The organism is Streptomyces sp. NPDC048255, from assembly GCF_040652415.1.
In the GTDB taxonomy this organism is placed as follows: Bacteria; Actinomycetota; Actinomycetes; order Streptomycetales; family Streptomycetaceae; genus Streptomyces.
The window spans coordinates 127,310-152,780 of sequence record NZ_JBEZMA010000009.1 but is presented as its reverse complement, the minus strand read 5'-3'; the positions used below and the strand labels follow the sequence as shown (position 1 = coordinate 152,780).

At 74.5% G+C, this 25,471-nt stretch carries 23 protein-coding genes; 12 read left to right on the top strand and 11 right to left on the bottom strand.

Annotated features, from left to right (window positions below; translation table 11 throughout):
- The first annotated feature begins 100 nt into the window (after positions 1-100).
- The gene (locus tag AB0D94_RS10995) at positions 101-982 is read left to right on the top strand and encodes a GNAT family N-acetyltransferase (RefSeq protein WP_362049124.1); all 882 of its coding nucleotides are present in this window, start codon (positions 101-103) and stop codon (positions 980-982) included.
- A gap of 141 nt (positions 983-1,123) precedes the next feature.
- Here AB0D94_RS10995 and AB0D94_RS10990 read toward each other — a convergent pair whose 3' ends face one another.
- From AB0D94_RS10990 to AB0D94_RS10980, 3 genes are all read right to left on the bottom strand, one after another.
- Complete coding sequence (locus tag AB0D94_RS10990; RefSeq protein ID WP_362048994.1) at positions 1,124-1,741, bottom strand: DUF1707 domain-containing protein; 618 nt, start codon at positions 1,739-1,741, stop codon at positions 1,124-1,126.
- A gap of 80 nt (positions 1,742-1,821) precedes the next feature.
- On the bottom strand, positions 1,822-2,463 hold the full coding sequence (locus AB0D94_RS10985; RefSeq protein WP_362049121.1) for a LysE family translocator: 642 nt from the start codon (positions 2,461-2,463) through the stop codon (positions 1,822-1,824).
- Between the two features lie 68 nt (positions 2,464-2,531).
- Positions 2,532-3,371 carry a helix-turn-helix domain-containing protein gene (locus tag AB0D94_RS10980; protein ID WP_362048991.1) on the bottom strand — a complete coding sequence of 280 codons (840 nt, stop codon included), beginning with the start codon at positions 3,369-3,371 and terminating at the stop codon, positions 2,532-2,534.
- A gap of 343 nt (positions 3,372-3,714) precedes the next feature.
- On the opposite strand from AB0D94_RS10980, the gene AB0D94_RS10975 reads away from it, so the two are divergent.
- The 5 genes from AB0D94_RS10975 to AB0D94_RS10955 all read left to right on the top strand — a co-directional run bounded on the left by AB0D94_RS10975 (position 3,715) and on the right by AB0D94_RS10955 (position 8,946).
- Complete coding sequence (locus AB0D94_RS10975) at positions 3,715-4,011, top strand: hypothetical protein (RefSeq protein ID WP_362048988.1); 297 nt, start codon at positions 3,715-3,717, stop codon at positions 4,009-4,011.
- Between the two features lie 210 nt (positions 4,012-4,221).
- Positions 4,222-5,697: an MFS transporter gene (locus AB0D94_RS10970; RefSeq protein ID WP_362048985.1), complete on the top strand. Its 1,476-nt coding sequence runs from the start codon at positions 4,222-4,224 to the stop codon at positions 5,695-5,697.
- Entirely contained in the window at positions 5,694-6,875 is a 1,182-nt protein-coding gene (locus tag AB0D94_RS10965; protein WP_362048982.1) for an anhydro-N-acetylmuramic acid kinase, read from the top strand. Before AB0D94_RS10970 ends, AB0D94_RS10965 begins: the two co-directional genes overlap by 4 nt.
- Positions 6,876-7,022: 147 nt before the next feature.
- Positions 7,023-8,507 (top strand): Ig-like domain-containing protein, encoded by a 1,485-nt coding sequence (locus tag AB0D94_RS10960; RefSeq protein ID WP_362049118.1) that lies wholly within the window; start codon positions 7,023-7,025, stop codon positions 8,505-8,507.
- A 175-nt stretch (positions 8,508-8,682) separates the two neighbouring features.
- Positions 8,683-8,946, top strand: a complete 264-nt coding sequence (locus tag AB0D94_RS10955; protein ID WP_362048979.1) for a hypothetical protein — start codon at positions 8,683-8,685, stop codon at positions 8,944-8,946.
- A gap of 34 nt (positions 8,947-8,980) precedes the next feature.
- On the opposite strand, the gene AB0D94_RS10950 is transcribed toward AB0D94_RS10955, so the two are convergent.
- A complete protein-coding gene (locus AB0D94_RS10950; protein WP_362048976.1) occupies positions 8,981-9,475 on the bottom strand; it encodes a GNAT family N-acetyltransferase in 495 nt (164 codons plus the stop codon).
- A gap of 76 nt (positions 9,476-9,551) precedes the next feature.
- A complete protein-coding gene (locus tag AB0D94_RS10945; protein WP_362048973.1) occupies positions 9,552-10,964 on the bottom strand; it encodes an MFS transporter in 1,413 nt (470 codons plus the stop codon).
- Between the two features lie 141 nt (positions 10,965-11,105).
- On the opposite strand from AB0D94_RS10945, the gene AB0D94_RS10940 reads away from it, so the two are divergent.
- The 3 genes from AB0D94_RS10940 to AB0D94_RS10930 all read left to right on the top strand — a co-directional run bounded on the left by AB0D94_RS10940 (position 11,106) and on the right by AB0D94_RS10930 (position 16,690).
- A complete protein-coding gene (locus tag AB0D94_RS10940; RefSeq protein WP_362049115.1) occupies positions 11,106-11,927 on the top strand; it encodes a helix-turn-helix transcriptional regulator in 822 nt (273 codons plus the stop codon).
- Between the two features lie 239 nt (positions 11,928-12,166).
- Positions 12,167-13,354, top strand: a complete 1,188-nt coding sequence (locus AB0D94_RS10935; RefSeq protein WP_362048970.1) for a serine hydrolase domain-containing protein — start codon at positions 12,167-12,169, stop codon at positions 13,352-13,354.
- 147 nt (positions 13,355-13,501) lie between these two features.
- On the top strand, positions 13,502-16,690 hold the full coding sequence (locus AB0D94_RS10930; protein ID WP_362048967.1) for an amidohydrolase family protein: 3,189 nt from the start codon (positions 13,502-13,504) through the stop codon (positions 16,688-16,690).
- A gap of 71 nt (positions 16,691-16,761) precedes the next feature.
- Here AB0D94_RS10930 and AB0D94_RS10925 read toward each other — a convergent pair whose 3' ends face one another.
- Positions 16,762-17,004, bottom strand: coding sequence for a DUF6296 family protein (locus AB0D94_RS10925; protein WP_362049112.1), 243 nt, complete (start codon positions 17,002-17,004; stop codon positions 16,762-16,764).
- Between the two features lie 175 nt (positions 17,005-17,179).
- On the opposite strand from AB0D94_RS10925, the gene AB0D94_RS10920 reads away from it, so the two are divergent.
- The gene (locus AB0D94_RS10920; RefSeq protein WP_362048964.1) at positions 17,180-17,560 is read left to right on the top strand and encodes a DUF4180 domain-containing protein; all 381 of its coding nucleotides are present in this window, start codon (positions 17,180-17,182) and stop codon (positions 17,558-17,560) included.
- Here the strand turns inward: AB0D94_RS10920 and AB0D94_RS10915 are convergent.
- The 4 genes from AB0D94_RS10915 to AB0D94_RS10900 all read right to left on the bottom strand — a co-directional run bounded on the left by AB0D94_RS10915 (position 17,549) and on the right by AB0D94_RS10900 (position 23,210).
- Positions 17,549-18,253 carry a class I SAM-dependent methyltransferase gene (locus tag AB0D94_RS10915; protein ID WP_362048961.1) on the bottom strand — a complete coding sequence of 235 codons (705 nt, stop codon included), beginning with the start codon at positions 18,251-18,253 and terminating at the stop codon, positions 17,549-17,551. The two genes, AB0D94_RS10920 and AB0D94_RS10915, sit on opposite strands and share 12 nt — an antisense overlap.
- A 211-nt stretch (positions 18,254-18,464) precedes the next feature.
- Positions 18,465-20,549: an elongation factor G gene (gene fusA, locus AB0D94_RS10910; protein ID WP_362048958.1), complete on the bottom strand. Its 2,085-nt coding sequence runs from the start codon at positions 20,547-20,549 to the stop codon at positions 18,465-18,467.
- 389 nt (positions 20,550-20,938) lie between these two features.
- Positions 20,939-22,540: an ATP-binding protein gene (locus AB0D94_RS10905; protein ID WP_362048955.1), complete on the bottom strand. Its 1,602-nt coding sequence runs from the start codon at positions 22,538-22,540 to the stop codon at positions 20,939-20,941.
- Entirely contained in the window at positions 22,533-23,210 is a 678-nt protein-coding gene (locus AB0D94_RS10900; protein ID WP_362048952.1) for a response regulator transcription factor, read from the bottom strand. Before AB0D94_RS10900 ends, AB0D94_RS10905 begins: the two co-directional genes overlap by 8 nt.
- 136 nt (positions 23,211-23,346) lie before the next feature.
- On the opposite strand from AB0D94_RS10900, the gene AB0D94_RS10895 reads away from it, so the two are divergent.
- Together AB0D94_RS10895 and AB0D94_RS10890 are read left to right on the top strand one after the other, a co-directional pair.
- A complete protein-coding gene (locus AB0D94_RS10895) occupies positions 23,347-23,979 on the top strand; it encodes a hypothetical protein (RefSeq protein WP_362048949.1) in 633 nt (210 codons plus the stop codon).
- Between the two features lie 139 nt (positions 23,980-24,118).
- Complete coding sequence (locus AB0D94_RS10890; protein ID WP_362048946.1) at positions 24,119-24,703, top strand: hypothetical protein; 585 nt, start codon at positions 24,119-24,121, stop codon at positions 24,701-24,703.
- Positions 24,704-24,779: 76 nt separating this feature from the next.
- Here the strand turns inward: AB0D94_RS10890 and AB0D94_RS10885 are convergent, their stop codons facing one another.
- Positions 24,780-25,394, bottom strand: a complete 615-nt coding sequence (locus tag AB0D94_RS10885; RefSeq protein WP_362048943.1) for a dihydrofolate reductase family protein — start codon at positions 25,392-25,394, stop codon at positions 24,780-24,782.
- Positions 25,395-25,471 lie beyond the last annotated feature (77 nt).

Sequence of the window (25,471 nt, the reverse complement as noted above, 5' to 3'; positions counted from 1 at the left end):
GACCGGCGGGCGGCACACGCCCGGGCTGTCGCGGAGGTCCAGTGACGGCTCACTGGACCCCACCCGCCCGGCACTGCCCGCCACCCCGTACGGAGACGACTTGTCCGTCCACATCACCGCCCTGACCGATCCTCAGGAGACGCCCGTCGGCCGCCGCCTGGTCTGGCTGGCCTCCGACCCTGACGGCCACCCCGTCGGGTCCGCCTTCCTGCGCCTGTTCACCAGGGACGGCCAGCGCCACCTCGCCGAGCTGGACGTCCAGGTCCACCCGGCCGAACGGCGCCGACAGGTGGGTACGCGCCTGGTCGGCGCGGCCGTCCAGGCCGCGCGCCAGGAGGGCCGACGGTCCGTCATGTCCCAGGCGGAGTCAGGTTCCGCCGGCGCCGGCTTGCTCGTCGCCAACGGCTTCCGCGCGGTGCTGACCCTGACCTACGCCCGGCTGCCGCTGGCCGACGCGGACCTCCCCGCCCTCGCTGCCCTCGCGGAGAAGCCGCACGACCGCTACCAGTTGTCGTCTTGGGAGGGAGTGGTGCCCGACGAACTCGCCGACACCTTCGTGGCGTCGCGCCGCGCCATGGACGACATGCCGATGGGCGCCGTCGACTACGGCACGGTTGTCTGGGACCTCGACCGGGTACGGGCGGCCGCCTCGGCCGTCGCCGCGCGCGGGGACATCCTGCACACCGTAGCGGCCGTCGACCGCGAGGACGGCACCATCGCCGGGTTCTCCGAACTCGTCATCCCCGGCAGTGGCACGGGCGACGCCCAGCACTACGGCACGGCGGTCCTGCCCGAGCACCGCGGCCACGGCCTCGCCCGCAGCATGAAGGCCGCCTCGATCCTCCAGGCCCGCGAGCGGCACCCCCACCTCGGCGGCCTGCTGACCGACACCGCCGACAACAACCCGCACATGCGCCACGTCAACGACGACCTCGGCTATCTCCCGACACACACGTCCCACGAGTACCAACTCGCCCTGTAGGCCCACCCTCCGGACGTGCAAAGGCCCGGACCGCGTGATGCGATCCGGGCCTCGACGTGCAGCTCTGGGCCGAGTGACGTCGATCCGCCGGCGGCGGAAGAGCGTGTATGCGGTCTCCTCGGCACGCGCCCTAACGCTGCGTCAACCCTGCGTCGGGTTGCCGTGCAGCTTGCGCCGTTCCCGGCGGTTGGGGTGGCGGATGACCACTCCTCCCGAGCCGCCGGACCCGGTGAGCCGGATCAGCGGAGTTCCCGGGAGCCGGTCGGAGGTGGTCTCGTCCTTCAGGCCGCCGACGCCGGGATCCATGCCGCTGGTGTCGGCGGCCCAGGCGTCGGGGATGACGATCGTGACACCAGATGTCTCCCCGTACGCCTCCACTGCGACCTCCGTGAGGCGGCACTCAACCCGGGTGAAGTCAACCTTCACACCCCCCACGCCGCCGTGCGCGATCACGTGCCCGGGAACCTCCCAGCGCCCGGGGCCCTGAGTCGCGCCGTACATGCCGCCCTTGAGCACCAGCGGCGGCCGGCTCTCAGGGGAGTTCAGCCTCGGCAAGTCGGCGGTCAGGACGGCCAACTCGGCGTGAGTCTTGGACTTCAGCGCCTGCTCCAGGCGTGAATCCAGCTCATCGAGATCGATTCGCCCCTCGGCTGCCGCATCGCGCAGCTGCTCCACCACTGCTTCCCGGTCATCGTGAGAGGCGCGGAGCTCTCCTGAGGGAGCAGGGCGCGGAGAGGGCTCCGGAGGCTGGACAGTCATGGCCACAAGGATAAGCAGCCGGCAGACCGGGCGAACTGGGCACTGCACATCTCGAACACTGCCCAGTCCTTCGAGTCCTTCTAGTCCTTGCGGCCCGTCGCGGCGATGGTCACGCCGAGGCCGATCAGGGTGAGGCCGCCCGCACCGCCGATCACGGAGAGCCGTCGGGGCGAGCGGGCGAACCAGGTTCGGGTGGTGGCCGCGACCAGGCCCCACACGCTGTCCGAAGCCAGGGCGATGGCATTGAAGACCAGGCCGAGCAGCAGCATCTGCAGCGTGACGTGTCCCTGGCCCCGGTCGACGAACTGAGGGAGTACGGCGGCGAAGAACACCATGGTCTTGGGGTTGGCCACGCCCACCGCGAACCCCTCCCACAGCGTACGAAGGCTGCCGTGCCCGGGCCCGGCACCGCCGACCGCTGCGGCGTGCAGCGCCCCGCGCTGCCGCACCGCCTTGATCCCCAGGTACACCAGGTACGCGGCGCCCGCCAGCTTGAGCACCGTGAAGACGAGGACCGAGCGCTCCACTACCGCACCGACGCCGAGGGCCACGGCCACGACGAGCACATACGCGCCGAGGGTGTTCCCCACGACGGTGGTCAGCGCGGCCCGGCGCCCGTGCGCCAGCGCCCGCCCGATCACGAACAGCACGCTGGGGCCCGGAACAATGATCAGCAGGAACGACATGGCCGCGAAGGCCAGAAGCCGGTCGGTGGACACCATGGAACCCATGTAACACGGGCGTCTCCCCGGCCCGCACTCCCTTTTTCTCCGTCCGGCCCGCCCGGCGGTCAGTGCGCGAAGAGGCCGGTGAGGCGGCCGTCGACGACCGTCGCGCGGGTGGCCGCGGCATCGTCGGCGAGATCGCACAGCCGGGTCGGCGTGAGTCCGGCCAGGGCCCGGAAGTCACGGCTGAGGTGGGCCTGGTCGTAGTAGCCGGACTCGGCGGCGAGCGCGGCCAGTGACCGGGCCGGGGCCGGGCTGCCGGGGCCGGGGCCGCCCGGCTCCCCGTACGAGCGGCCGGCCGCCAGGGTCAGCGCGCGCTGGAAGCGCAGCACCCGGCCCACGGTCTGCGGCGGCAGGCCGATCTGCTCGCGGAACAGCGCCTGGAGCCGGCGGCCGCCGCGGCCGGTCTGCTGCGCGAGCTGGCGCAGCGTCAGTCCGCCGTGCCGGGCGAGCAGCCTGTCCCACGCCTCGGTCACCACGGGGGACGGCGTCGGCCCCTCCGCCATCCGCCGGCCCAGCTCCGCGTCGAGCAGCGCCCAGCGGCCGTCCCAGTCCGGCGCCTCGGCCAGCCGCTCGGTGAGCCGCCGCGTCCAGTCGTCGCCGAGCACGTCCTCGGCGTGGACCCGTACGCCCGCCAGTTCGGCCAGCGGGATCCCCAGGCAGGTGTACGCCCCGAGCGGCGTGAGGTCCACCTCGATCGCCTGCCCGGAGCCCCGGTAGCCGCCCAGCACGGGCGAGGTGTGCAGGCCCGCGACCACGGAGCGCGAGGTCCGCAGCGGAGGACCACCCCGCGTCGCGAACGTGCACAAGGGCTCGCCCCAGCCCAGGACCAGGGTGACCGTGGCGGCGGGCAGCGTCAGCCTGGGCGGGTTTCCCGGCGGCGTCCGGTATCCGCAGTACTTCACCACCCGGCCCCGTAACCAGTCCGGTGCGGCACGCTCGGCCCTGTCCGGTGTCACTCGGTCCCCCCCACCCTCTGCCGGCCGTCGGCCCGTCGAACGCGGTGCGCGTTCGTACAAGACGGGTGTCCGGCCCGCCCGGCAGTCTGGTGGCGAAGCGCGCGGCCGGTGAAGGCGAGGACCGGACAGAACGGGGCGGAGCGGGGACCGCGGCTGGTTTCCGGCCGTCCCGCGGGCCCCGCACAGGCCACGCCGCACGCCGCACGCCGCACCTGGTACGCCGTGCACCTCGAAGCCGTACGTGTACCTCGACCTGTACCTCGTACTCCGATCCGACAGGAGACCAGTCATGACGTCCAAGGCCTTACGCCGGGCGGCCGCAGCTGCCGCCGGAACCCTGATGCTGTCCGGACTCGCGGCCGCTCCGGCGGTCGCGGCCCCGGCCGCCCCGCTGGCGTGCGCCCAGCTCACGGGGCAGAGCTATGGCACGGCCTACATCAAGAACACCTGTAGCTACGCCATCAGTGCCTCCGTGCAGATCGACTGGACGGGAGACCCCGGCTGCATCTGGATCAACCCGGGCCGGACCGGCACGATCCACTGGGACGGCGCGGACGGCCGCGCCAACTACGCTTACCAGTGCTGACGGGGGACCGGTGAGCGACGGGTGTACGGCGGGGCCCGCCGGCCCGCCCGTACACCCGGCTCCACCGGCACCACCCCGCGCGCCGGGCGGCCCCGCCCACCCGCACAGGACTCGGCGCAGGGCACGGCACGGCACTGCGGGGTCGGCCCGATCTGCTGAACACGGGCCCCGCGAGGCATCCCGTACCCGCGGACCGGGCACCCAGCACGCGTGACCCCTCTCGCCCTGCGCGCCGATCCGCCCGCCGCCGCCCCCACCCGCCCGCGCCGCGCGCTGCTCGCGGGCTCGGTCGGCAACCTCGTCGAGTGGTACGAGTTCGGCGTCTACGGCTGCTTCGCCACGGTCATCGCCGCCCACTTCTTCACCCCGGGCACGGGAGCCGGGGGCGGCGCCGGGCCGCTGGTCGCCACGTACGCCTCCTTCGCCCTGGCGTTCTTCTTCCGCCCCGTCGGAGCCGTACTCTTCGGCCGCCTCGGCGACCGCGTCGGCCGCCGCCCCACCCTCATCGCGGTGGTCGGCCTGATGACGCTGGCCACCACCCTGATCGGCCTGCTCCCCACCCAGGCCCAGCTGGGTCCGGCCGCCCCGTGGCTGCTCACCCTGCTGCGCGCCCTGCAAGGCCTCTCCGCCGGAGGGGAGTTCGGCGGCGCCGTGGCTCTGATGACCGAGTACGCGCCACCCGGCCGCCGGGGCCGCTACGGGGCCTGGCAGTCCTTCACCCTCGCCCTCGGCCTGCTCTGCGGCGCGGGCACCGCCACCCTGGTGGCCACCGTGCTCTCCCCGCAGGCCCTGCACGACTGGGGGTGGCGGATCCCGTTCCTGCTGGCCCTGCCGCTCGGACTGGCCGCCCTGTGGCTTCGCACCGGCCTGACGGAACCGCCCGGATCCCGGGCGGGCCGCGCCGCCGCCGCACCGTGGGAAGCGGCCGACCGGCCGGGCCCGGACACGCCCGTCACCGCCGAGCCGGCCCGCACGGTCGAGACGGTCCGCGTGGCCGATACGGCTCACCCGCCCGTCACCGCCGAGACGGTCCGCCCGGCCGAGACGGCCCGCACGGTCGACACGGCTCACCCGCCCGAGCCGGCTCCCACCGCCGGCACCGCCCGCGCCGTCGTCCTCGGCATCGGGCGGATCATGGGCTGGTCGGCGGCCGGGTACACCTTCCTCGTCGTCCTGCCCTCCTACCTCCAGTCCACGCTCGGCGCGTCCTTCCGGGAGGCCATGATCGCCACCGCCCTCGCCAACCTCGGCTTCGCCGCCTCGATCCTGCCCGCCGGAATACTCAGTGACCGCGTCGGCCGACGCCCCGTCATGCTCTGCGGGGCCCTCGCCGTGACCCTGCTCGCGCTCCCGCTCCTCGACCTGCTCCAGGACCCCGCCGCCCCACCATCCGCCAAGGCGGCCGCCGTCCTCGCCGCGGGCGCCACGGTCGGCCTGCTCGCCGGCCCGGGGCCCGCCATGCTCGCGGAGATGTTCCCGGCGCGCGTGCGCTGCACCGGTCTCGGAGTGGCGTACGCCCTCGCCAACGCGGTGTTCTCCGGCTGCGCGGGCCTGGTCATCACCGCCCTGGTCGCCGGCACCGGCGACCGGGACATCCCCGCCTACTACGCGGCCGCCGCCTGCGCGCTCAGCGCGCTCGCCCTCGCGGGCCTGCGCGGCGACGACCACCGCAGGCCGCTGCGATGAGGGTCATCGGGCTCATGTCCGGCACCTCGTACGACGCCGTCGACGCCGCGGCCGCGGAGCTGACCTTCGAGGACGACGGCGACGTCCTGCGCCTGGTTCCGCTCGGCATGGTCAGCGCGCCGTACGAGGCGCCGCTGCGCAGCGCGCTGGCCGCGGCCCTGCCGCCTGCGCCCACGACCCTGGCCGACGTGTGCCGGCTCGACACCGGCATCGGACAGGCCTTCGCGGCGCTCGCCGTCCGCGCCGACCGCGAACTGTGCGAGGGCCGGGCCGAGTTGATCGCCTCCCACGGGCAGACGGTCTTCCACTGGGCGGCCGACGGCCAGGTGTACGGGACCCTCCAGCTTGGCCGGCCCGCCTGGATCGCCGAGGCCGCCGGCTGCCCGGTGGTCTCCGACTTCCGCCCGCGCGACGTCGCGGCCGGCGGCCAGGGCGCCCCGCTGGTGAGCCTGGTCGACCTGATGCTGCTGCGCGGCCGTCCCGGAGTACCGGCCGCCCTGAACATCGGCGGCATCGCCAATCTCACCGCCCTGCCCGCCTCGGGCGGCCCGGTGGCCTTCGACACCGGCCCGGGCAACGCGCTGCTCGACGCGGCGGTGCACGAACTGACCTCGGGGCGGCTCGGCTACGACGAGGACGGAGCCCTCGCCGCCGCCGGCCGGGTCCACGAACCCCTGCTCCACCGCCTGCTGGCCGAGCCGTACTACCGGCTGCCCGCCCCCAAGACCACCGGGAAGGAACTCTTCCACCACGGCTATCTGCGAGCGGCCTTGCAGGGTTTCGCGGCCCCCGACCCGCAGGACCTCATCGCCACCCTCACCCGGCTCACCGCCCGGACCGTGGCCGACGCCCTGCGCCCGCTCGGCACCACCGAGGTCATCGCCTCCGGCGGCGGCACCCGCAACCGGGTGCTGATGGCGATGCTCCGCGAGGAACTCGCCGCCGGCCCCCGACTGCTGACCTCCGACGCGCTCGGCCTGCCCGCCGCCGCCAAGGAGGCGTACGCCTTCGCCGTCCTCGGCTTCCTCACGTTGCACGGGCTCCCCGGGAACGTTCCCGACTGCACGGGGGCCCGCGGGCCGCGCGTCCTCGGCTCCCTCACCCCCGGCCGCCGCCCGCTCCGGCTGCCACCCGGCCCGGCCCGGCCGCCGCGCTCCCTGCTCATCGGCCGGGAGTGAGCCCGGAGCGGGCCCGGGATGTGCTCCGTCCGAGTTCTCTTGGTGCGCCCGTTCGGCCGCAGAACCGAGTTCATGATCATCATTTCGGCTCCAGATCGTTTTACTGCTGCCATCCGGCCGTGTGAGATCTGGGAGGGCTGCGTGGCTATGTCACGGACTCGATGGACACAACCGACCAAGAAAAAGAAGTGGCGCGCCCTGGCCGCCGTCACCGGGGCGATGCTCGTCGTCGCGGCGGCGCCGGGCAGCGCGCCCGAGGCCGACCCCGCACAGGGGACGCTCGCCGGCCCCGCGCAGGAGGCCGCGCTCGCGCTGCTGGTCGGCAGAGCCGTGGAGGAGAGCCGTGCGTCACCCATCGGCCAGTGCGGCGCCCCGGGCACCTTCGGGCAGGTGCTGTGCGGCGGCTGGCGGGAACAGCGGGTCCTGGCCACCGCCCGGGGAGTGGGAGCCCTGCTGGGCGAGCCGGCCTCCGGCGGCTCCGCGCGCGCCGTCCGTGCCGACGCCCTTCCCACGGACTCCGGCGGGCCGCTGGAGATCAGCCTCGCCGAACCGGGCCACCTCACCGACGTGACCGTGCGCGACGGGCGCGGACGTCACCTGGCCGGCGAACTGGGCGGGGACGGCGAGCACTGGCTGAACACCGAGCCGCTGCGGGCGGGGGAGACGTACACCGTGCAGGTCGGCGCCCAGGACCCGGCCGGCCGGCCGGTCGGCGTCACCATGGCCTTCACGACCGCGCCACCCGCCGCCGGGAGCAGGCTGACGGCCGAATTCGGGCCGCGCCCGGGGACGTACGGCGCCGGGGAGATCGTCACGGCCGCCCTCAGCCGCCCGGTGCCCGCCGACGACCCCGAGGCCCGCGCCCGCCTGGAACAGGCGCTGGAGGTGACCTCGGAACCCCCTGTCGAAGGTGCCTGGCACTGGGTCGACGCATCGACGCTGCACTTCCGGCCGCGCGCGTACTGGCCCGCGCACACCGTGGTCCGAGTCCGCAGCGGTCTCGACGGGGTGGAACTCGGCGACCAGGGCTACGGCGGCCCCTCCGACTCCCTGGAGTTCACCGTCGGGGACCGGATCGAGGCCGTCACCGACTCCGCGGCCCACGAGATGACCGTACGCCGCAACGGACGGGTCATCAGGACGATCCCGGTCACCACCGGCAAGGCGGGCTTCCGGACCCGCAGCGGCATCAAGGTCGTCCTGGGCAAGGAGCGCAAGGTCCGGATGCGCGGGGACTCCGTCGGGATCCAGCGCGGCACGAAGGAGTTCTACGACCTGCCCGTGCGCTACGCGACGCGCGTGACCTGGAGCGGCGAGTACATCCACGCCGCGCCCTGGTCGGTCGAGGCGCAGGGCGAGGAGAACGTCAGCCACGGCTGCACGGGCATGAGCACCGAGGACGCCGCCTGGTTCTTCGAGACGGTCCGCGAAGGGGACATCGTCGAGGTGATCAACAGCGGCGGCGAGAAGATGGCCCCCTTCGACAACGGCTTCGGCGACTGGAACGTGGACTGGCGGACCTGGCTGGCGGGCAGCGCCCTCGGCGGCGCCGACGCGGACCCGCAGGGCGCGCCGTCCTCCCCGTCCCGGCCGCATCCGTCCTCCCCGTCCCGGCTGCACCCGACCACCTGAACCGGTGGGGGAGGGACGGGAGTCCGGGCGACCCCGCTGACGGCTGGGCGGGAGTCTGCGCGACCCCCGCTGACGGCCATTCGGCGGCCCCGGCGGTACCCGGCGGGCCCCGGCCTCCGGGGCCGGGCGCGCCGGAAGGGGGACCGGGCCCGCCGGTGCGGGGATGATGGGACGTATGAGCGAGCAGCAGCCCTTCCGCCACAACCTCCGCTTCGAGAACCACGGCACCGCCCCCGTTCCGCAGCACGACCCCGCCCCGTCGCGTCCCGGGCGGGGCACCGCCGGCGTGACCACGGTGACCTGCACCTGCGGGCTCGACACGGGCGTCCTGCCCAGTGACGACGCCCGGCTGGTGTACGAGGTGCACCGCAACGAGATCCGGGACGAGGTCCGCGGCGAGACGCGGAACGCCACGGCGGCGGAGACCAGGCGGAACTGACGCCACCGCAGCCTGACGGCGGCGCGCGCCGCCGTCAGGCTGCGGTGCGCGCCAGATCCCGTACGAAGCGAAGGCCCGGGCGGCCGTCCAGCACGATCTCCTCGGTGGGCGCGAATCCCGTGCGGGCCAGTACGGCGCGGGAGCCGGCGTTGTCGAGGGTGGTCTCGGCCCGCAGGGCGGTCAGGCCGTACGCGGTGGCGGCCAGGGCGCAGGCCTGGCGGACGGCGGCCGTGGCCAGGCCCCGCCCTGCGGCCTCCTCGGCGATCCGGTATCCGAGTTCGGCCGAACCATCGGCCACGTCCACCAGATTGACCCGCCCGAGGACCTCGCCGGCGCCGCCCACCAGCAGGTGGAAGAAGCACCCGCCCGCAGCCTGTTCTGCCAGCAGGGCGTGGTGCCGTTCGTCGAAGTGGGCGAAGTAGTGGTCGCCGCGGTCGGGAACCGAGGCGGCGAAGTAGGCCCGGTTCTTCCGCTCGAACTCGAGGAGTGCCGGGGCGTGGTCGAGGCGGAGCTGTTCGAGTCGCGGCATGGCGCGATCCTATGCGGCCGTCCGCCGGAGCGGGCCGCTGCGGGGCCCGTCCCGGCGGACGTCGGAGGGCATCGCGTCAGGCCTTCTCGCGGCCGAGGCCGACGGCCACCAGGACCCCCGCGGCGAGCACGATCGCCGCGTCGACCGCCAGGACCGTCCGGACGCCGTCGAAGAGCGAGGCCTGGGTGGTGGCCAGGACACCGAGCAGGGGGATGCCGATGGTGAGGCCCACCTGCTGGGTGGTGGTGACCAGGCCGGTCGCCAGGCCCTGTTCCCCGTCGGGCACGCCGCTCGTCACGGTCAGTCCGTACGAGATGATCGCGCCGAGGTGGCACATGCTGGCCACCGAGACGGCGACGGTCGCCAGCAGGGCACCCGACCCGGACCCGATGCCGAGCAGGGCGATGCCGAACAGGCCCTGGCCGAACAGCGAGCCGATCAGGGTCCGGCGGGCGCCGAAGCGGCCGATGACCTTCGGGGCGTAGGAGCCGGCGAGGACGGAGGCGATGCCCTGGACGCCGAAGACCAGCCCGGTCCGGAAGGAGGACAGGCCCAACGTCTCCTGGAGGTAGAGGGTCAGGACGAACACGACCGTCGACATCATCGAGAAGGTCACCAGACCGGCGAGGTTGCCCCAGGCGACGGTGCGCCGCCTCAGCATCGGCAGCGAGACCAGCGGGGCCGGGGACTTCGACTCCACCGCCACGAACGCGCCCAGCAGGGCGAGTCCGGCAACCAGCGTGCCCCAGACGTCCACGCCGCCGAAGCCGCGCTGGGCCGCCGTCGACAGGGCGTAGATCAGCGCGAGCAGACCGCCGGTGACGGTGACGGCGCCGGGCACGTCCAGGCGCGGCCGCTCGGGGGTCCGCGACTCGGGCAGCAGCCCCGGGGCCAGGACCAGCACGATCACCGCGGCGGCGGCGAGCAGGCCCATCGTGGAGCGCCAGCCCAGGGTGTCGGTCATGACACCGCCGAGCAGCATGCCGACGGTGAAGCCCAGGGAGAGCAGGGTGCCGGAGATGCCGAGCGCCTTGTCGCGCAGCGGCCCCTCCGGGAAGGTCGTGGTCAGCAGGGACATGCCGGTCGGCACGATGACCGCCGCGCCGAGGCCCTGGAGGGCGCGCCCGGCCAGGAAGGACGCCGGGTCCCAGGCGAGCGTGGCGAGCAGGGAGGCCGCGCCGAAGACCGCGAGGCCCGTCAGGAACAGCTTCTTGCGTCCGTACAGGTCCGCGATCCGGCCGAAGAGGAGCAGGAAGCCGCCGGAGGGCAGTGCGAACGCGGTGACCGCCCACTGGAGGGCGGACTGGCTCAGGCCCAGGTCCCTGCCGAGCACGGGCAGGGCCACGTTCAGTACGGAGAAGTCGAGCGCCACCATGAACTGGGCGGCGCAGAGCACGAAAAGGACCAGCTTGGCCCGGCCGGAGAGCCGGTCGTCCGCGGGGGCCGCCGGGTGCGGCCGGGGGGTTGTCGTCTGTGTGTCGATCGCCATGGCCACTACCCTCGCGGCCCGGGAATGCCCGTGGAGAGTGGGAACTTATCCTGTTGGTGGCACCACCAGGGTGCCTACGGGGGGAAATTCGTGGCCACACCGTTCGACGAGCACCGCCGGAGCGAACTGCGCGAGTTCCTGATGAGCAGGCGGGCCAGGATCAGCCCCACGGAAGCCGGCCTGCCGGACGGCGGGGCCCGGCGCCGCACCCCCGGCCTTCGCCGCGAGGAGGTCGCGGTACTCGCCGGAGTCGGGGTCTCCTGGTACCAGTGGCTGGAACAGGGCCGCGACATCACGGTGTCCTCGCAGGTCCTGGACTCGGTCGGCCGGGTGCTCAAACTGACCAGCGCCGAGCGCAGGCACCTGTACGTGCTCGCCGGGCTCAATCCGCCCGCCCTCGAAGTCGCCCCGGGCGACCGGGACATGTGCCACGGCCTGAAGCGGCTGATCGAAGCCTGGATGCCGTTCCCCGCACACATCATGGACCGGTACTGGAACATGGTGATGTACAACGACGCGGCCGCGCTGGTCTTCGGGATGCGCCCCGAGATCGTCCAGAACTGCCTGGTCTCCTTCTTCACCGACCCCCTCTACCGGGCCCGTTCCCCGCACTGGGAGGAGGTCGCCGGCCAGGTCGTCGCCCAGTTCCGGGCGGCCTGTTCGGAACACCCCGACGACGAGGGCTTCCGGGCCGTGGTCGCGCAGGCACGGGAGCTCAGCCCGGAGTTCACCGAACTGTGGGAGCGGCGGGACGTCCAGCCCGGCGGCCTGCTGCAGAAGCGGATGGACCACCCCGTCGTCGGCGCGCTGCACTTCGAGTCGACCCAGCTGCGGGTCCCGGCCCGCCCCGACCTGGCGATCGTGCTCCACACCCCGCTGCCGGTGGCCGACACGGCCGGGAAGCTGGAGTGGCTGACCTCGGCGGAGGGCCGGCGGGGATCGATGTACCCGCTCGCGGGCTGAGCCTCTGCGTACGTCACCCCGCAGGAGGAGGCCGACCGGGCCGTGGGTCCCGGTCGCTGGTGTGCGGGCGGGACCCGAGCCCTCGTGCCCGTGACCGATGTGGCGGGAGGGGGCCGGTTCCTAGGGTCGGGGTGAGGGTTTCGCAGGGCGCCGGCACCGTCCGGCGCACGCTGCGGACCCGCAGACCACACCGTCCGCCGCACCGACGCACCCGGCAGGGTGCGCAAGGAGGCTCACCCATGACCGACCGTACTGACCGGCCCCGCGTCCGCGTCCCCTCGTCCCGGCTGCGGAGGGCGGCCGCGACGGCCGTGGTGGCGGCCGCCGCCCTGGCCGTGGGCGTGGCGCTGCCCGCGTCGGCGGCCCAGCCGCACGGCCCGGGTGACGCCGTACGGCAGGGAGTGCAGCGCTTGGTGGGCGAAGACCGCAGCCCCGCCGCCCTGGCCGCAGTCACCGGCCGGGACGGGCGCACCCGCAACTACACCGCCGGTGTCGCGGACGTGCGGACCGGGGCGAAGGTGCCGGTCGACGGGCAGGTCCGGGCGGGCAGCAACACCAAGGCGTTCACCGCCACCGTCGTCCTGCAACTGGTCGGCGAGGGAAAGGTCGAACTCGACGCCCCCATCGAGCGGTACCTGCCGAACCTGGTGCGCGGCGAGGGCATCGACGGCCGCGAGATCACGGTCCGCCAGCTGCTCCAGCACACCAGCGGACTCCCCAACTACACCGAGTACATTCCCCACGACATAACCGGAGAGAACCGCCACACCTACTACCAGCCCCGCACCCTGCTCGACGTGGCACTGGCCCGGAAGGCGCAGTTCGCCCCCGGCACCAACTGGGCGTACAGCAACACCAATTACGTCCTGGCCGGCCTGCTCATCGAGAAGGTGACCGGCCGCCCCGTCGCCGAGCAGATCACCCACCGGGTCATCGACCGCATCGGACTGCGCCACACCTACTGGCCCGGCGTGGGCGACGAGCGCATCCGCGAAGCCCACCCCGAGGGTTACCAGGTCTCCGAGCCCGGCGGACCACTGGAGAACATCACCGAGATAGACATGTCCTGGGGATGGGCGGCCGGGCAACTGATCTCCACCCCGGGCGATCTGAACCGCTTCTTCTCCGCGCTGATCGGCGGCAAGCTCCTGGGGAAGGCCGAGCTCGCCGAGATGCGCACCACCGTCGCCCTCCCCGCCGGCGCCGGCATGCCGACCGGCATCCGGTTCGGGCTGGGTCTCACCAGCACCGAGCTCAGCTGCGGTGGCCTGGCCTGGGGTCACGGTGGCACAACCCCCGGCTTCCACACCCGGACCGGCGCCACCGACGACGGCCGCGCCGCCGCGGTGGCCGTCACCGCCAACAGGGGACTCGCACCGGAGTCCGACGCCCCGCAGGACCTCGTCGACACCGCCCTGTGCAAGTGACGCCGCGCGTGGCGGCCTGACGGCCGTCGCGGCCCCCCCGGGGCGGCGGCCGTGGCCGTAGGCCGTTGCCCCCGCCGGGGGCTGATCGTTTGGGTGGCTGACGGGTCGGTACGGGCGGTCATCGATACGCGAAGGCGAGTGGTCGGGGTGCGGGTTGCGCGCAGGACGGTTCTGCAGGCGGGCGGGGCCGGCGCCCTCGCGGCGCTGCTCGGCCACCCCCCGGCCCGGGCCGCGGCCGCGGCCGGTTCCCCGGATCCGGCGGCCGGGGAACCGCTCCGGCTGCGCTTCACCCGCGCGACCAACGGGGCCGCGACCGCTACCGCCACCGGGGACCGCGTCGTCGCCGAGGTGCAGAACGTCCTCTGGTCGCTGCCCCCGGACGGCTCGCCCGCCACGCAGCTCACCCCGCCCGATCTGGAGCCCGGCCGCCCGGTGTTCTCCCCGGACGGCCGCCACGTGGCGATGAGCGCCTACCGCGGCGGCGCCTTCCACATCTGGGTGATGGGCGCGGACGGATCGGGTCTGCGCAGGCTCACCGACGGCCCCTACGACCACCGTGCCCCCGCCTGGTCGCCCGACGGCCGCAGCCTCGCCTTCTGCTCCGAACGGGGCGGCGACCCGGTGGCGGGCAGCCCGTACCGGATCTGGGCGGTCGCCCTCACCGGCGGCAGCCCCCGCCGGCTGACGGGACTGCCCGGGCAGTCCGGGCCCGGCCAGGAAGGCGACTGGGAGGACTTCGACCCGGTCTGGTCGCCGGACGGATCCCGCGTGCTGTTCGTCCGCGGCACCGCCACGGGGGAGACCCTGACGGCTCGGACCCTGGCATCGGTCGCCGTCGCGGCGGCCGACGCCGGAGGACCCGTACGGATCGAACACACCGTCACCGACGGCAGGCTGCTGGCCCCGGCGCTCTCCCCGGCCGGGCGCACCGCCTGGCTGTCCGCCGCTCCAGGCCCGCGCAAGGCCGAGGTCCTGAGCCTCTACGCTGACGGGCGCGAGGTCGCCCTCGACGGGGACCTCGCGCCCGCGCCCCCGCGCTGGATCGGCGACGACCGCCTGCTGATCACGCTCGACGGCCGGTTCGAGGTGATCCGCCCCCACACCGACACCACCCGCCACGAGGTCCCCCTCGACGCCACCCTCGAAGTGACCCGCCCCCGCTACCGGGTCAAGGAGTACGTCCTGGAGGCCGAACGGAGCCGTCCGGTCCGCGGCATCCACCTGCCCGCCCTCTCGCCCGACGGCCGCAGCGTGGCCTTCGCCGCGCTCAACGCCCTGTGGACCGTACCCGTCACCGGCGGAGCACCGCGCAAGGTCGTCCAGGCCCCCGCCACCGCCTACGTCCAGGGACCGGTCTGGACCCCGGACGGCCGGGCCCTGGTGTACACCGACGACCGCGACGGGCTGAACACCGTACGCCGCCGGGAGCTCACCGGCGGGGAGAGCGTCCTCGCCGCGGGCGGCCGCGTCTACGGAGTGCTCTCGCCCGACGGCGGACGGCTCGCCGCCCTCGACCTCGCCGGGCGGCTCCTCGTACGCGACCTCGCGACCGGCACGGAGACCGCCCTGGTCGCCGCCCTCGGCGGCGGGGGCCTGCCCGGCCCGCCCAGCTGGTCCCCCGACGGCCGGTACCTCGCCCTGTGCGACCGCAACCGCCTCAGCCGGCGCTTCCGCGAGGGCTACAACCTCATCCGGATCGTCGACACCCGCACCGGCTCCGCCCGCCTGTACGCGCTCGCCCCGCACGCCTCCCTCGCCGACCGCTACGCCTCCGGCCCCGTCTGGTCGCCCGACGGCCGGTTCCTGGCCTGCGTCAGCGAGTCCGCCCTGTGGCTGCTCCCCGTCACCCCCGACGGCGCCCCCGCCGGCCCGGCCCGCCGAGTGACCGGCGACGACGAGCCCGCCGACCACCCCACCTGGTCCGGGGACTCCCGCACCCTGCTCTACCAGTCCGGCGCCCGGCTGCGCCTGCTCGCCCTCGACGCCGCGGGCGTACCGGCCGCCGCCCCCAGGACCGTTCCGGTCGCCCTGAGCTACCGCCGCCCCACCCCCGTCGACACCGTCGTGCACGCCGGACTGCTGTGGGACGCCACCGGGTCCCCGTCCCGCGCCGACGTCGACATCCTCATCAGCGACGGCCGGATCACCGCCGTCGAACCCCACCTGCCCGGCCGCCGAGCCGCCCGCACTGTGGACGCCTCCGACGGCACGGTCCTGCCGGGCCTGTGGGACTCCCACGTCCACCCGTACCCCTACACCTACGGGGCCCGCCAGGGTCTCCTGCACCTGGCCTACGGAGTCACCACCGCGGTCTCCCTCGGCGGCTCCGCCTACGAACAGGCCCGGCTGCGCGAGGACATCAGGGCCGGCCTGCTGGCATCGCCCCGGCTGCTGGCCGGCGGCGAGCTCCTCGACGGCTCCCGTGTCGCCTACAGCATGGGGCGCGCCCACCGCACCCCGGCCGGCTTCGCCCGCTCACTGGCCAGGGCGGAGGCGCTGGACTGGGACTTCGTCAAGACCTATGTCCGGGCCCCCTACGCGCAGATGGCCGAGGCCACCCGCTTCGCGCACGAGCGGATCGGGGCCCTGGTGGGCTCCCACCTGTGCGCCACCGGCATCCAGGCCGGCCAGGACCTGACCACGCACCTGGTGGCGACCGAGCGCGCCGAGGCCGGGCACGGCGCGACCCCGCAGGGCCACACCTACCAGGACACGCTGGAGGTGTACGCACGAGGCGGACTCGACCTGATCGCCACGCCCTTCACGGCCCTGCCGCTGATCGGCGCCGATCCGGCGCTCGCCGACGACCCCCGGGTCACGGCCCTGATGCCGCCCTGGGACGTGGCGGCCGTCCGCACCGCGGCCGCGACCGCGCCGAGCGCCGAGCAGAACGCCGTACTGGAACGCGAGGTCGCCGCCTACCGGGGCGTCCTCGCGGGCGGCGGACGCCTGGTCCTGGGCACCGACGCACCCCTCACCCCGGTCGGCCTCCACCTGCACCTGGCCCTGCGCGCCCTGCACCGGTACGGACTGACCGCGGCGGAGGCACTCACCACCGTCACCCGTACCCCGGCCCGGGTCTTCGGCGTCGCGGACCGCCTCGGCACGGTCGAACCGGGCCGGATCGCCGACCTCACCCTCGTCGACGGCGACCCCTTCACCGACTTCGCCGACCTGATCCGCGTACGGGGGACCGTACGCGGCGGGACCCTGTGGGAACGGGCCGTCCTGGAAACCGCGTTCACCCGGACCGCGGCCCCCGCCGCGCCCGCCGACGACTGGCGCGGCGTCCTCCACCAGATGTTGCGCGACGGCTGCTGCACCGCCGGTTCCTAGACGCGAGGGGAGCCGGTCTGCTCAGGAGGCGCCCGGGCCGGACGGGGCATGTCGCGGGAGCCGTGGCCCCGTCAGGAGGCGGGCCGCCGGGCCTGGGCGGGATGGCTCAGGGCCTGCTGGCCGCCCGAGGCCAGCATCCGGACCTCACCCTGGTCACTGATCTCGGCGCGGATGATCCCGGTGTCGTCGGCGTAGACGGGATGGCCGCCCGGACCCGTCTGCGCGGTGCGCGTGACGACCACGGTGTCCGCGGCCTCCGCGGAACCGTCGCCCTCGAACACCAACTCGTAGCGATCCTCACGGTCCTCGCCCACCACGTACCTCCAGATCCCCGCCGTCGCGCGGACCGCGCCGAAGGGCCGCGTACCAACGTGCCCCATGCACCCCGGCGACCGCACGCGCCACGCGGCACCGGGACCCGACCGGGGGACACGCCCCGGCACAGGAATCCTGTCGACGGCATCCGTCCCCCCGGCTAGCCTCGGCGCCATGAGCACCCTGCAGACGATCCACGACGTACCCGTCCTGATATGCGACTCCGAGGGCGACAGGATCAGCGGTGAAGCCGACGTCCTGGACCTCATCGGCAACGGCATGTACCAAGGGGCCCAGTGGATCGCCATCCCCGTCGAGCGCTTCGACGAGTCCTTCTTCCGGCTGCGCACCCGGGTCGCCGGTGACGTCGTCCAGAAGTTCGTGACCTACCGCGTGGGGCTCGCCGTCCTCGGCGACATCTCCCGCCACACGAAGGACAGTCCGGCACTGCGCGACTTCGTCCGCGAGTGCAACCGCGGCCGCCAGACCTGGTTCCTCGCCGACGCCGCGGAACTGCACGACCGCCTCGGGCCCCCGGCCGCGTCAGGCTCCTGACGCGCGCCGGACCTGGAGCACGTCAGGCGTCAGGTCGTCCTCCAGGGCGAGGCCGGCCGCCGTGAGTTCCCCGGCGAGGGCCCGCCGGGTCAGCGGCCACAGGAGGAAGGACTCCCGGGCATGGCGCAGGATCCGGCCCTGACGGCACACCAGGTAGGAGTAGTCGTAGCGGATCCGGCCGTCCTCGGCGCGCTGGGTGAGCTGCCCGCGGTAGGTGTCGATGCCCAGGCGGACCTCGCCCAGCCCGCGCCGGACCGGTTGCGCGGGGAGGCCGGCCGGCGGACGGTCCAGGAAGAGCAGACCGCCCGGCACCAGCAGATCGGCCAGCACCCGCCACAGCGCGCGCCGCTCGGCGGGCGGCAGGCAGGGCACCATCCGCAGGCACACGGCGAGGTCGGCCTGGCCGCCCAGGGACAGGTCCAGGGCGGAGCAGGCGTGCACCGTCACCCGGTCCCCGGCGGAGCCGCCCGCCGGCGGGTGCAGCCGGGAGAGCAGGACGGCCCGCATGGCGGCCGCCGGCTCGACGGCATGCAGCGGGACGGTCGACGCGCCGATCAGCACCTCGGTGACCAGGCCGGTACCCGCGCCGACCTCGACGATCCCGACCCGGGCGGCAGCCGCCGGAGCCGCCAGGGCGAGCGCGTGCCGGTGATAGGCCCGGGCGTGCAACAGGTCGTAGAACTCGGCCGACACGGCGTACGCCTCACCGGGACGCCCGCCGTGGGCACAGCGCTCCGGCCGCGGCGCGTGCCCGCCCGGCCGTAAGTCCCCCCGTATGTCCATCCGGCCATCATGGCCGCACGGGCCCCGGCCCACGAGCACGCGATCCGGCCAGGGGGCCGGCCGCACTGCCCGCCACCCGCCCCGCCCGGGCAGGCCGGGCGAGGCGGGTGGCGGGTTTCGGCTAGCGGCTCAGCACCACCGCGGCGACCGAGGCCGGGACCGGCGCGAGGGCCGCGGGCCGGGCCGTGAAGGTGCCCCGGCCCTGGGTCCGGCCGCGCAGCCGGGACGCGTAGCCGAAGAGCTCGGCCAGCGGCACGGCCGCGGTGACCACCGCGGTGCCGGACCCGGACGTGGAGCCCGAGACCCGGCCGCGGCGCGCCGCGAGGTCACCCAGTACCGCCCCCACGCCGTCATCGGGGACGGTCACCGTGACCTCCACGACCGGCTCCAGGAGCTCCACCGTGCTCGCGCGCAGCGCCTCGCGCAGCGCGAAGCGGCCTGCCGCCCGGAACGCCAGCTCCGAGGAGTCCTTGGAGTGGGTGGCCCCGTCGGTGAGCGTGACCCGCAGCCCCGTCACCGGATACCCGCCGAGCGGTCCCTCGGCGAGCGCGTCCCGGCAGCCGGCCTCCACGGCGCGCGCGAACTCCTGCGGCACGCGCCCGCCGACGACCGACGACCGGAACTCGAAGCCCGCCGCCCCCGCTGCCTCCTCCAGCGGTTCGACATCGATGACGACGTGCGCGAACTGGCCCGCGCCACCGTCCTGTTTGACGTGCCGGTAGACGAGGCCGGTGACCCCGCGTACGACGGTCTCCCGGTAGGAGACCTGCGGGCGCCCGACCACGACCTCCACCCCCTGGCCGCGGCGGATCTTCTCCACCGCGACCTCCAGATGGAGTTCGCCCATCCCCGACAGCACGGTCTGGCCGGTTTCCCCGTCGGACCGCACCACCAGCGAGGGGTCCTCCTCGACGAGGCGCGCCAGGGCCGACGCGAGCCGGCCGGTGTCGCTGCTGCGGCGTGCCTCGACCGCCACCGACACCACCGGTTCGGCCACCGACGGCGGTTCGAGGACGAGCGGAGCCCCGGGGGCGCACAGGGTCGTGCCCGCCCGGGCGGCCTTCAGACCGATCACGGCGACGATGTCACCCGCGACCGCCTCCTCCCGTTCCTCGTGCCGGTCGGCCTGCACCCGCAGGATCCGGCCGACCCGCTCCGTACGGCCCGTCGCGGCGTCCAGTACGGACTCGCCCTTGCGGAGCGTGCCCGCGTAGACCCGTACGTACGTGAGCCGTCCGGTCGGTGTCGCCGTCACCTTGAACGCGAGGGCGGCGAACGGCGCCGCCGGGTCGGGGGCCCGCTCCTGCTCCGCGCCGCCGGACTCGCCCCGTACCGGTGGCATGTCGGCGGGCGACGGCAGGTACGCGAGGACCGCGTCCAGCAACGGCTCGATCCCGCGGTTGCGGTACGCCGAGCCGCACAGCACCACCACACCGTCCCCGCGCAGCGTCAGCTCCCGCAGGGCGCGGGCCAGCGTCGGCCCGGTCAGCGCGGACGCCGCGCAGAACTCCTCCAGCGCGTCCGCGTGCAGTTCGGCCACCGTCTCCTCCAGGAGCCGGCGCCGCCGCTGCGCCTCCTCCCGCAGCTCCTCGGGCACCGGGCCCGTCTCGTACGTCTCGCCGCCCGCCCGCCAGAGCAGCGCGCGCATCTCCAGCAGGTCGACGACTCCGGTGAAACCGTCCTCCCGGCCGACGGGCAGCTGGACCACCAGCGGGACGACGCCCAGCCGCTCGCGGATCGAGGCGACGGCCGTGTCGAGGTCGGCGCCCGCCCGGTCGAGCTTGTTGACGAAGGCGATCCGCGGAACCCCGTGCCGGTCGGCCTGCCGCCACACCGACTCGCTCTGCGGCTCGACCCCGGCGACGGCGTCGAACACCGCGACCGCCCCGTCCAGGACGCGCAGGGACCGCTCGACCTCGTCCGAGAAGTCGACGTGGCCCGGGGTGTCGATCAGGTTGACGCGGTGCTCGGACCAGGCGCAGCTCACGGCCGCGGCGAAGATGGTGATGCCGCGGTCGCGCTCCTGGGCGTCGAAGTCGGTGACGGTCGTTCCGTCGTGGACCTCGCCCCGCTTGTGGATGGCGCCGGTCGCGAACAGGATGCGTTCGGTGATCGTGGTCTTGCCCGCGTCGACGTGGGCGAGGATGCCCAGATTGCGGACGGCGGTGAGGGACGTGCCGGAGAGCGGTCGTCGGATGGTGCGCATGGCCCGAGGCCTTTCGAACGATGAGGAAGCAGGCAGCGCGATTCCCGGGACGGCACACGGGTCGGCCCCGGCCCTCCCGCACGGACCGGCCGCGGCTGCCGGGGCGCAGGGCCGGGGCAGGGGGCACGGGGGCAGCGGGAGGGAGGGGAACCGAAGGAGCGTCACGGGCATGCGGTGACGGCCGCGCAGCCGGCACCGGGCCTAGCGAGACACCGGGATCACGTCGTACCGGGACGGGGGAACGAAGGCGGCGGTGTGGCGCATGCACATGGCCCGTTCCCCTTCTCTTCACTCGGCATCAGGCGCGCGGTGCCCTGTCGGCAGCGCGTGCGGCGAGTCTAGGGAAGAGGACCGGGCGGGGCACGGCATTTATCTCCGGCCGCGCGGCCTCACACCGGCCGGGGCGCCGCCGGGAGGCGGAGCACCAGCCGGGCGCCGTGCGCGTGGTCCTCGGCCGTCAGCGTTCCGCCGTGATGGTCCGTCAGGTCCCGTGCGATGGCGAGGCCCAGGCCCGCCCCGCCGTGATCCCGGCTGCGGGAGTCGTCGAGGCGGGTGAAGCGCTCGAAGACCCGCTCCCGGTCGGCCGCGGGGATACCGGGGCCGTCGTCGGTGACCTCCAGTACGGCGGTACGCGGCCCCCGTCCGCGCCCCGGGCCGTCCGTGGTGCGCAGGGTGACCTCCACGCGCCGGTCGGCGTAACGCTGCGCGTTGTCGAGGAGGTTGGTGACGACACGGCTGAGCCACAGGGCGCTGCCGGTGATCCCGACCCCCGCTTCGAGGTCCAGGCGTACGGGGACCCGGTCGCCGAGCCGGGTGTCCACGGCCTCGCCCACCAGGGCGGTCAGGTCCAGTTCCACCGCGGCCACGGGCTGGGCCGCGTCGATACGGGCGAGCAGCAGCAGATCGGCCGCGAGGTGCTGGAGGCGTTCGATGTCCTGGAGGGCCCCGCCGATCAGCTCGGGCCACAGCTCCGGGTCCTGGACGGCGAGGGCCACTTCCAGCTGCGTGCGCAGGACGGTGATGGGGCTGCGCAGTTCGTGCGAGGCGTCGGCGATGAACTGCCGCTGGCGGACCCCGGAGGCCTCCAGCCGGTCCAGGGTGGCGTTCATGGTCTGAGCCAGGCGGGCGACCTCGTCGTGGGTGGCCGGCACCGGTACCCGCCGATGCAGGTCGCGGTCGGAGATCTCGGCGACCTCGGCCCGGATCGCCTCCACCGGCCTCAGCGCCCGGCCGGTGACCCGCCAGGTCACGAGGGCGACGGTGGCCAGGAGCAGGGGCAGGCCGATGACGAGGGCGGCGGTGGTGGTGTCGTCGGCGGCGTCCGCGTCGCGCAGCGAGGCACCCGCGTAGACGATGGCCGGGCCGTTCGGGGTGTTGGTGATCACCTGGACGACCCGCTGGCGGTGGTCGCCGCCCAGGGGGCGGACCTTCCAGGTGTGGAAGCGGGTCCCGGGCACGCCGGGGCCCGCGGGCGGGAACGCGGGTACGCCGATGAGGTTGGGGCTGGCCAGCAGGACGCGGCCGTCGGCGCCCACCACCTGGACGAACTCGACACCGCGGGCGACGAGCCGCGCGCGGTCCAGCCGCCCGGCCGCGGCGAGCTGGGCCACGGTGTCGGCCTGCCGCCGCGCGTCCTCCTCGGCGTTGCGCAGCAGATTGGCTTCGAGCAGCCCCAGCAGGGCGAACGAGGCGAGCGACAGGGCCGCGGCCACCACGACGCTCGCGCCCACGGTGGCCCGGGCGCGGACGGTGGTGGGCCACAGCCGCCGCAGCAGGGGCCACCGCTCCAGCGCGGCGCCCGCGGCCGCGCGCAGGGCGGCGGCGGGGCGGCCGTGCAGGAGGCGGCCGTGCAGGAGGCGGGCGGGGGCGAGGAGGTCGTGCGGTGTGCGATCGTGCGGAGGGCGGTCGTGCGGGGTCCGCTCCGGGAGGGGGCGGTCGCGGAAGAGGCGATCCCGGAACAGGCGGTCGCAGCCGCGGGGACGCTCAGCCACCGTCGGCCGCCAGCCGGTATCCGGCCCCGCGTACGGTCTCCAGCGCGGCGCGGCCGAAAGGGGCGTCGATCTTGCGGCGTACGGCGCTGACGTGGACCTCGACGACATTGGGATCGCCGTCGAAGGCGCTGTCCCACACCTGTTCCAGGATGTCCCGTTTGGGAACCACCTCGCCGGAGCGCCGGGCCAGGCACTCCAGGACCGCGAATTCCCGCGCGGTCAGCCGTATCTCCGTACCGCCGCGGGAACACGACCGCCGGGCGGGATCGACCACCAGATCACCGCACCGCATCACCTGCGGACGCCTGCCGCCCGTGCGCCGCCCGAGGGCACGGAGCCGGGCGACCAGGACCAGGTACGAGAACGGCTTGGACAGGAAGTCGTCGGCGCCGGTGTCCAGGGCCTCCGCCTCGTCGTACTCGCCGTCCTTCGCCGTGAGCATCAAGATCCCCGACTCGTTGCCGGCCGCGCGCAGTTTCGCGCAGACCCGGTAGCCGTTCAGGCCGGGCAGCATGATGTCGAGCACGATCAGGTCGTAGTCGTGCTCGCCGGCCATCCACAGGCCTTGGAGCCCGTCGTGGGCCACGTCCACGGAGAAGCCCTCCGACTGAAGTCCCCGTTGCAGGGCCACGGCCAGCCGCCGTTCGTCCTCCACCACCAGTACGCGCATGCGCAACAGGGTCTCAGGCCCGGGCCGCGGCAGGCTGAAGAGGTCTTCAGGTGGCTTCAGCTGGGCTTCAGCATCCGCTCAGCATGCTCGGGCAGCGAGCCGGGCGCTGTGCCCGGTTGTCCTGAGGAGTACCGGTATGTCTGAGTCGAACCCGCCGTCCGCACAGCCCGAGCCGTCCGAGCACCAGCAGTCCGCGAGCGGCGCCCCGGCCGCCGGAGCCCGGGGGCGTGCGGCCCTGGGCCGCCTGGTGCCCCGGAGCAAGGGCGCCCGGTGGGCCGCCCTGGGCACGGCCGTGGTGGTCGTCGGCGGTGGAGTGACGGCCGTGGCCGTGGCCGGGCACCACCACGAGCACGGGGACCGGGGCCCGCGCATCGCCGTGGCCGTGCCGGGCCACGAGGGCCTGCTCAAGCGCCGTCTGGAGGGCATGGGTCCGGGCCAGGACCGTGAGGAAGGCGCCCCCGGCCGGAAGAAGGCGGGCCCCGAGGAGCACAAGGTGTTCGGAGACCGCGAGGCCCCGGGCGGGTGGGGCGGCTTCTCCAAGGCGGCCCCGGCGCCCGCGCCCCTGCCTTCGCTGGCCATCGGCGAGGCGGCCGAGAAGGCCGCCGGGGCGGTGACCGGCGGCAAGGTGGAGAGCCTGCGCGTGGTCGCGCAGGAAGGCGGCGGGAGTGCCTGGCTGGCCGTGGTCCTCGGACCGGACGGGGTGCGGCACGCGGTCACGGTGTCCGGTACGGACGGAACCGTCTCCAGCAACACCACGCTCGGCCGCTAGGGCGTCTCTCGGGTCGGAGCCGGAGTCGGACGGGAGCCGCGGCCGCCGGCCCGGCTCCGCCCGACGCCGCGGCTCCGGTCCGGCCGCGAGGAAACCGGGGGAGGGGCGCCTGGCGTCCATCCTGCCGGGGGTGGTGTTCATGCCAGAGACGGAATCGACGGTCCGGTGGGTCGGCGCGGTCCTGCCCGCCGTCGCCGCGGTGGCGGTGTCCGCGTGGGCCGGCTGGTGCTTCGCGGGTTCCGCTCCGCCCACGACCCCGGTCGCGGTGGCGGGCGGAGCGGCCCTGCTGGGCGGTGCCTGTGTGGCGTACTGGGTACTCGTGCGCGGCAGCGGGGGCTTCTTCGGGGCGCTGCTCCTGGGGATGGGGCTGCTGCTGGCCGTGGCGGCGGCCGAGCAGGCGACCGCCCGCGCCGAGGTCGCCACCTGTGTCGTGGAGGGGGTCCGCACCACGGTTCAGGAGTCCTTCGGCGAGGGAGCCCCGCCCGGGAAGACCGTCTACCGGCTCGCACTGCGCTGTCCCGGCGGCTACCCAGCCGAACTGAAGGACGACCGGCCCGTGGCCGCCGAGGGCGAGGAGATACGGGTCGCCTACGACCCCCACCGCCGGGTGTCCCCGGCGCCGGAGGGCGCGACCTCGCCCTGGAAGGCCGCAGTGTGCGCCGTACTCCTCCTCGTCCTCAGCACGGTGATCGCCCGGGCCTCGTCGAAGCCACCCGCAGCCTGAGCCCGCGCAGCCTGAGCCCGCGCCGCCTCAGCCCGCGCCGCCGGGTCCCGGCGGTTGCGGTGGGCCCGGACAGGTCCTAATCCGGCCGGTGCAGGTGGGTCTTGGCCTCGTCGTAACCCGCCGGGGCGGCCGGTGCGGCGGGGGCGTAACGGAGATTGAGCACACCGGTCCGGAAGGTCTCCCCGGAGAGCAGCTCCAGCGGGACCGCGGAGTCGCCCTCGTCGAACAGCCGCATCCCCTTGCGGACGGCGATCGGGTGCACCAGCAGGTGCAGCTCGTCCACCAGCCCCGCGGCCAGCAGCTGACGCACCACGGAGACCGAGCCGCTCATCCCGATGACACCGGTGCCCGGCTCGTTCTTCAGTGCGGTGACCGCCCCGACCAGCTCGCCCCTGAGCTGCTCGGAGTTCCTCCAGGTGAATTCCAGCGGCTGGTTCGACACGACGATCTTCCGGGCATCGCCGAGAGCCTTGGCGAAGGGCGCGTCCTCCCCGCCCTCCGCCTCCCGGTCGGGCCACGCCCCCGCGAAGCTGTCGTAGGTCTTGCGGCCGAACAGCATGGTGTGGGCCGCGCTGAAGGTGGCGTCGACGGCCGCCCCCATCTCGTCGTTGAAGTAGGGGAAGTGCCACTGGTCGGGTGCCTCGACGACGCCGTCGAGCGCCATGAACAGCCCTGCGATGATCTTCTTCACGCCGGTCCTCCGCACAAGTCGTCCTCGGCCGCCGCTCCGCCGCAGCGGGCGCCCGTGCCCGAACCAACACTTACACC

What these genes read in the sequence shown, in the direction of transcription:
- AB0D94_RS10990 (WP_362048994.1), bottom strand. Translation starts at nt 1,741, where the DNA reads ATGACTGTCCAGCCTCCGGAGCCCTCTCCGCGCCCTGCTCCCTCAGGA.
- fusA (WP_362048958.1), bottom strand. Translation starts at nt 20,549, where the DNA reads ATGCGCACCATCCGACGACCGCTCTCCGGCACGTCCCTCACCGCCGTC.
- AB0D94_RS10975 (WP_362048988.1), top strand. Translation starts at nt 3,715, where the DNA reads ATGACGTCCAAGGCCTTACGCCGGGCGGCCGCAGCTGCCGCCGGAACC.
- AB0D94_RS10940 (WP_362049115.1), top strand. Translation starts at nt 11,106, where the DNA reads ATGAGCAGGCGGGCCAGGATCAGCCCCACGGAAGCCGGCCTGCCGGAC.
- AB0D94_RS10950 (WP_362048976.1), bottom strand. Translation starts at nt 9,475, where the DNA reads ATGCCGCGACTCGAACAGCTCCGCCTCGACCACGCCCCGGCACTCCTC.
- AB0D94_RS10985 (WP_362049121.1), bottom strand. Translation starts at nt 2,463, where the DNA reads ATGGTGTCCACCGACCGGCTTCTGGCCTTCGCGGCCATGTCGTTCCTG.
- AB0D94_RS10960 (WP_362049118.1), top strand. Translation starts at nt 7,023, where the DNA reads ATGTCACGGACTCGATGGACACAACCGACCAAGAAAAAGAAGTGGCGC.
- AB0D94_RS10955 (WP_362048979.1), top strand. Translation starts at nt 8,683, where the DNA reads ATGAGCGAGCAGCAGCCCTTCCGCCACAACCTCCGCTTCGAGAACCAC.
- AB0D94_RS10945 (WP_362048973.1), bottom strand. Translation starts at nt 10,964, where the DNA reads ATGGCGATCGACACACAGACGACAACCCCCCGGCCGCACCCGGCGGCC.
- AB0D94_RS10900 (WP_362048952.1), bottom strand. Translation starts at nt 23,210, where the DNA reads ATGCGCGTACTGGTGGTGGAGGACGAACGGCGGCTGGCCGTGGCCCTG.
- AB0D94_RS10965 (WP_362048982.1), top strand. Translation starts at nt 5,694, where the DNA reads ATGAGGGTCATCGGGCTCATGTCCGGCACCTCGTACGACGCCGTCGAC.
- AB0D94_RS10920 (WP_362048964.1), top strand. Translation starts at nt 17,180, where the DNA reads ATGAGCACCCTGCAGACGATCCACGACGTACCCGTCCTGATATGCGAC.
- AB0D94_RS10895 (WP_362048949.1), top strand. Translation starts at nt 23,347, where the DNA reads ATGTCTGAGTCGAACCCGCCGTCCGCACAGCCCGAGCCGTCCGAGCAC.
- AB0D94_RS10890 (WP_362048946.1), top strand. Translation starts at nt 24,119, where the DNA reads ATGCCAGAGACGGAATCGACGGTCCGGTGGGTCGGCGCGGTCCTGCCC.
- AB0D94_RS10935 (WP_362048970.1), top strand. Translation starts at nt 12,167, where the DNA reads ATGACCGACCGTACTGACCGGCCCCGCGTCCGCGTCCCCTCGTCCCGG.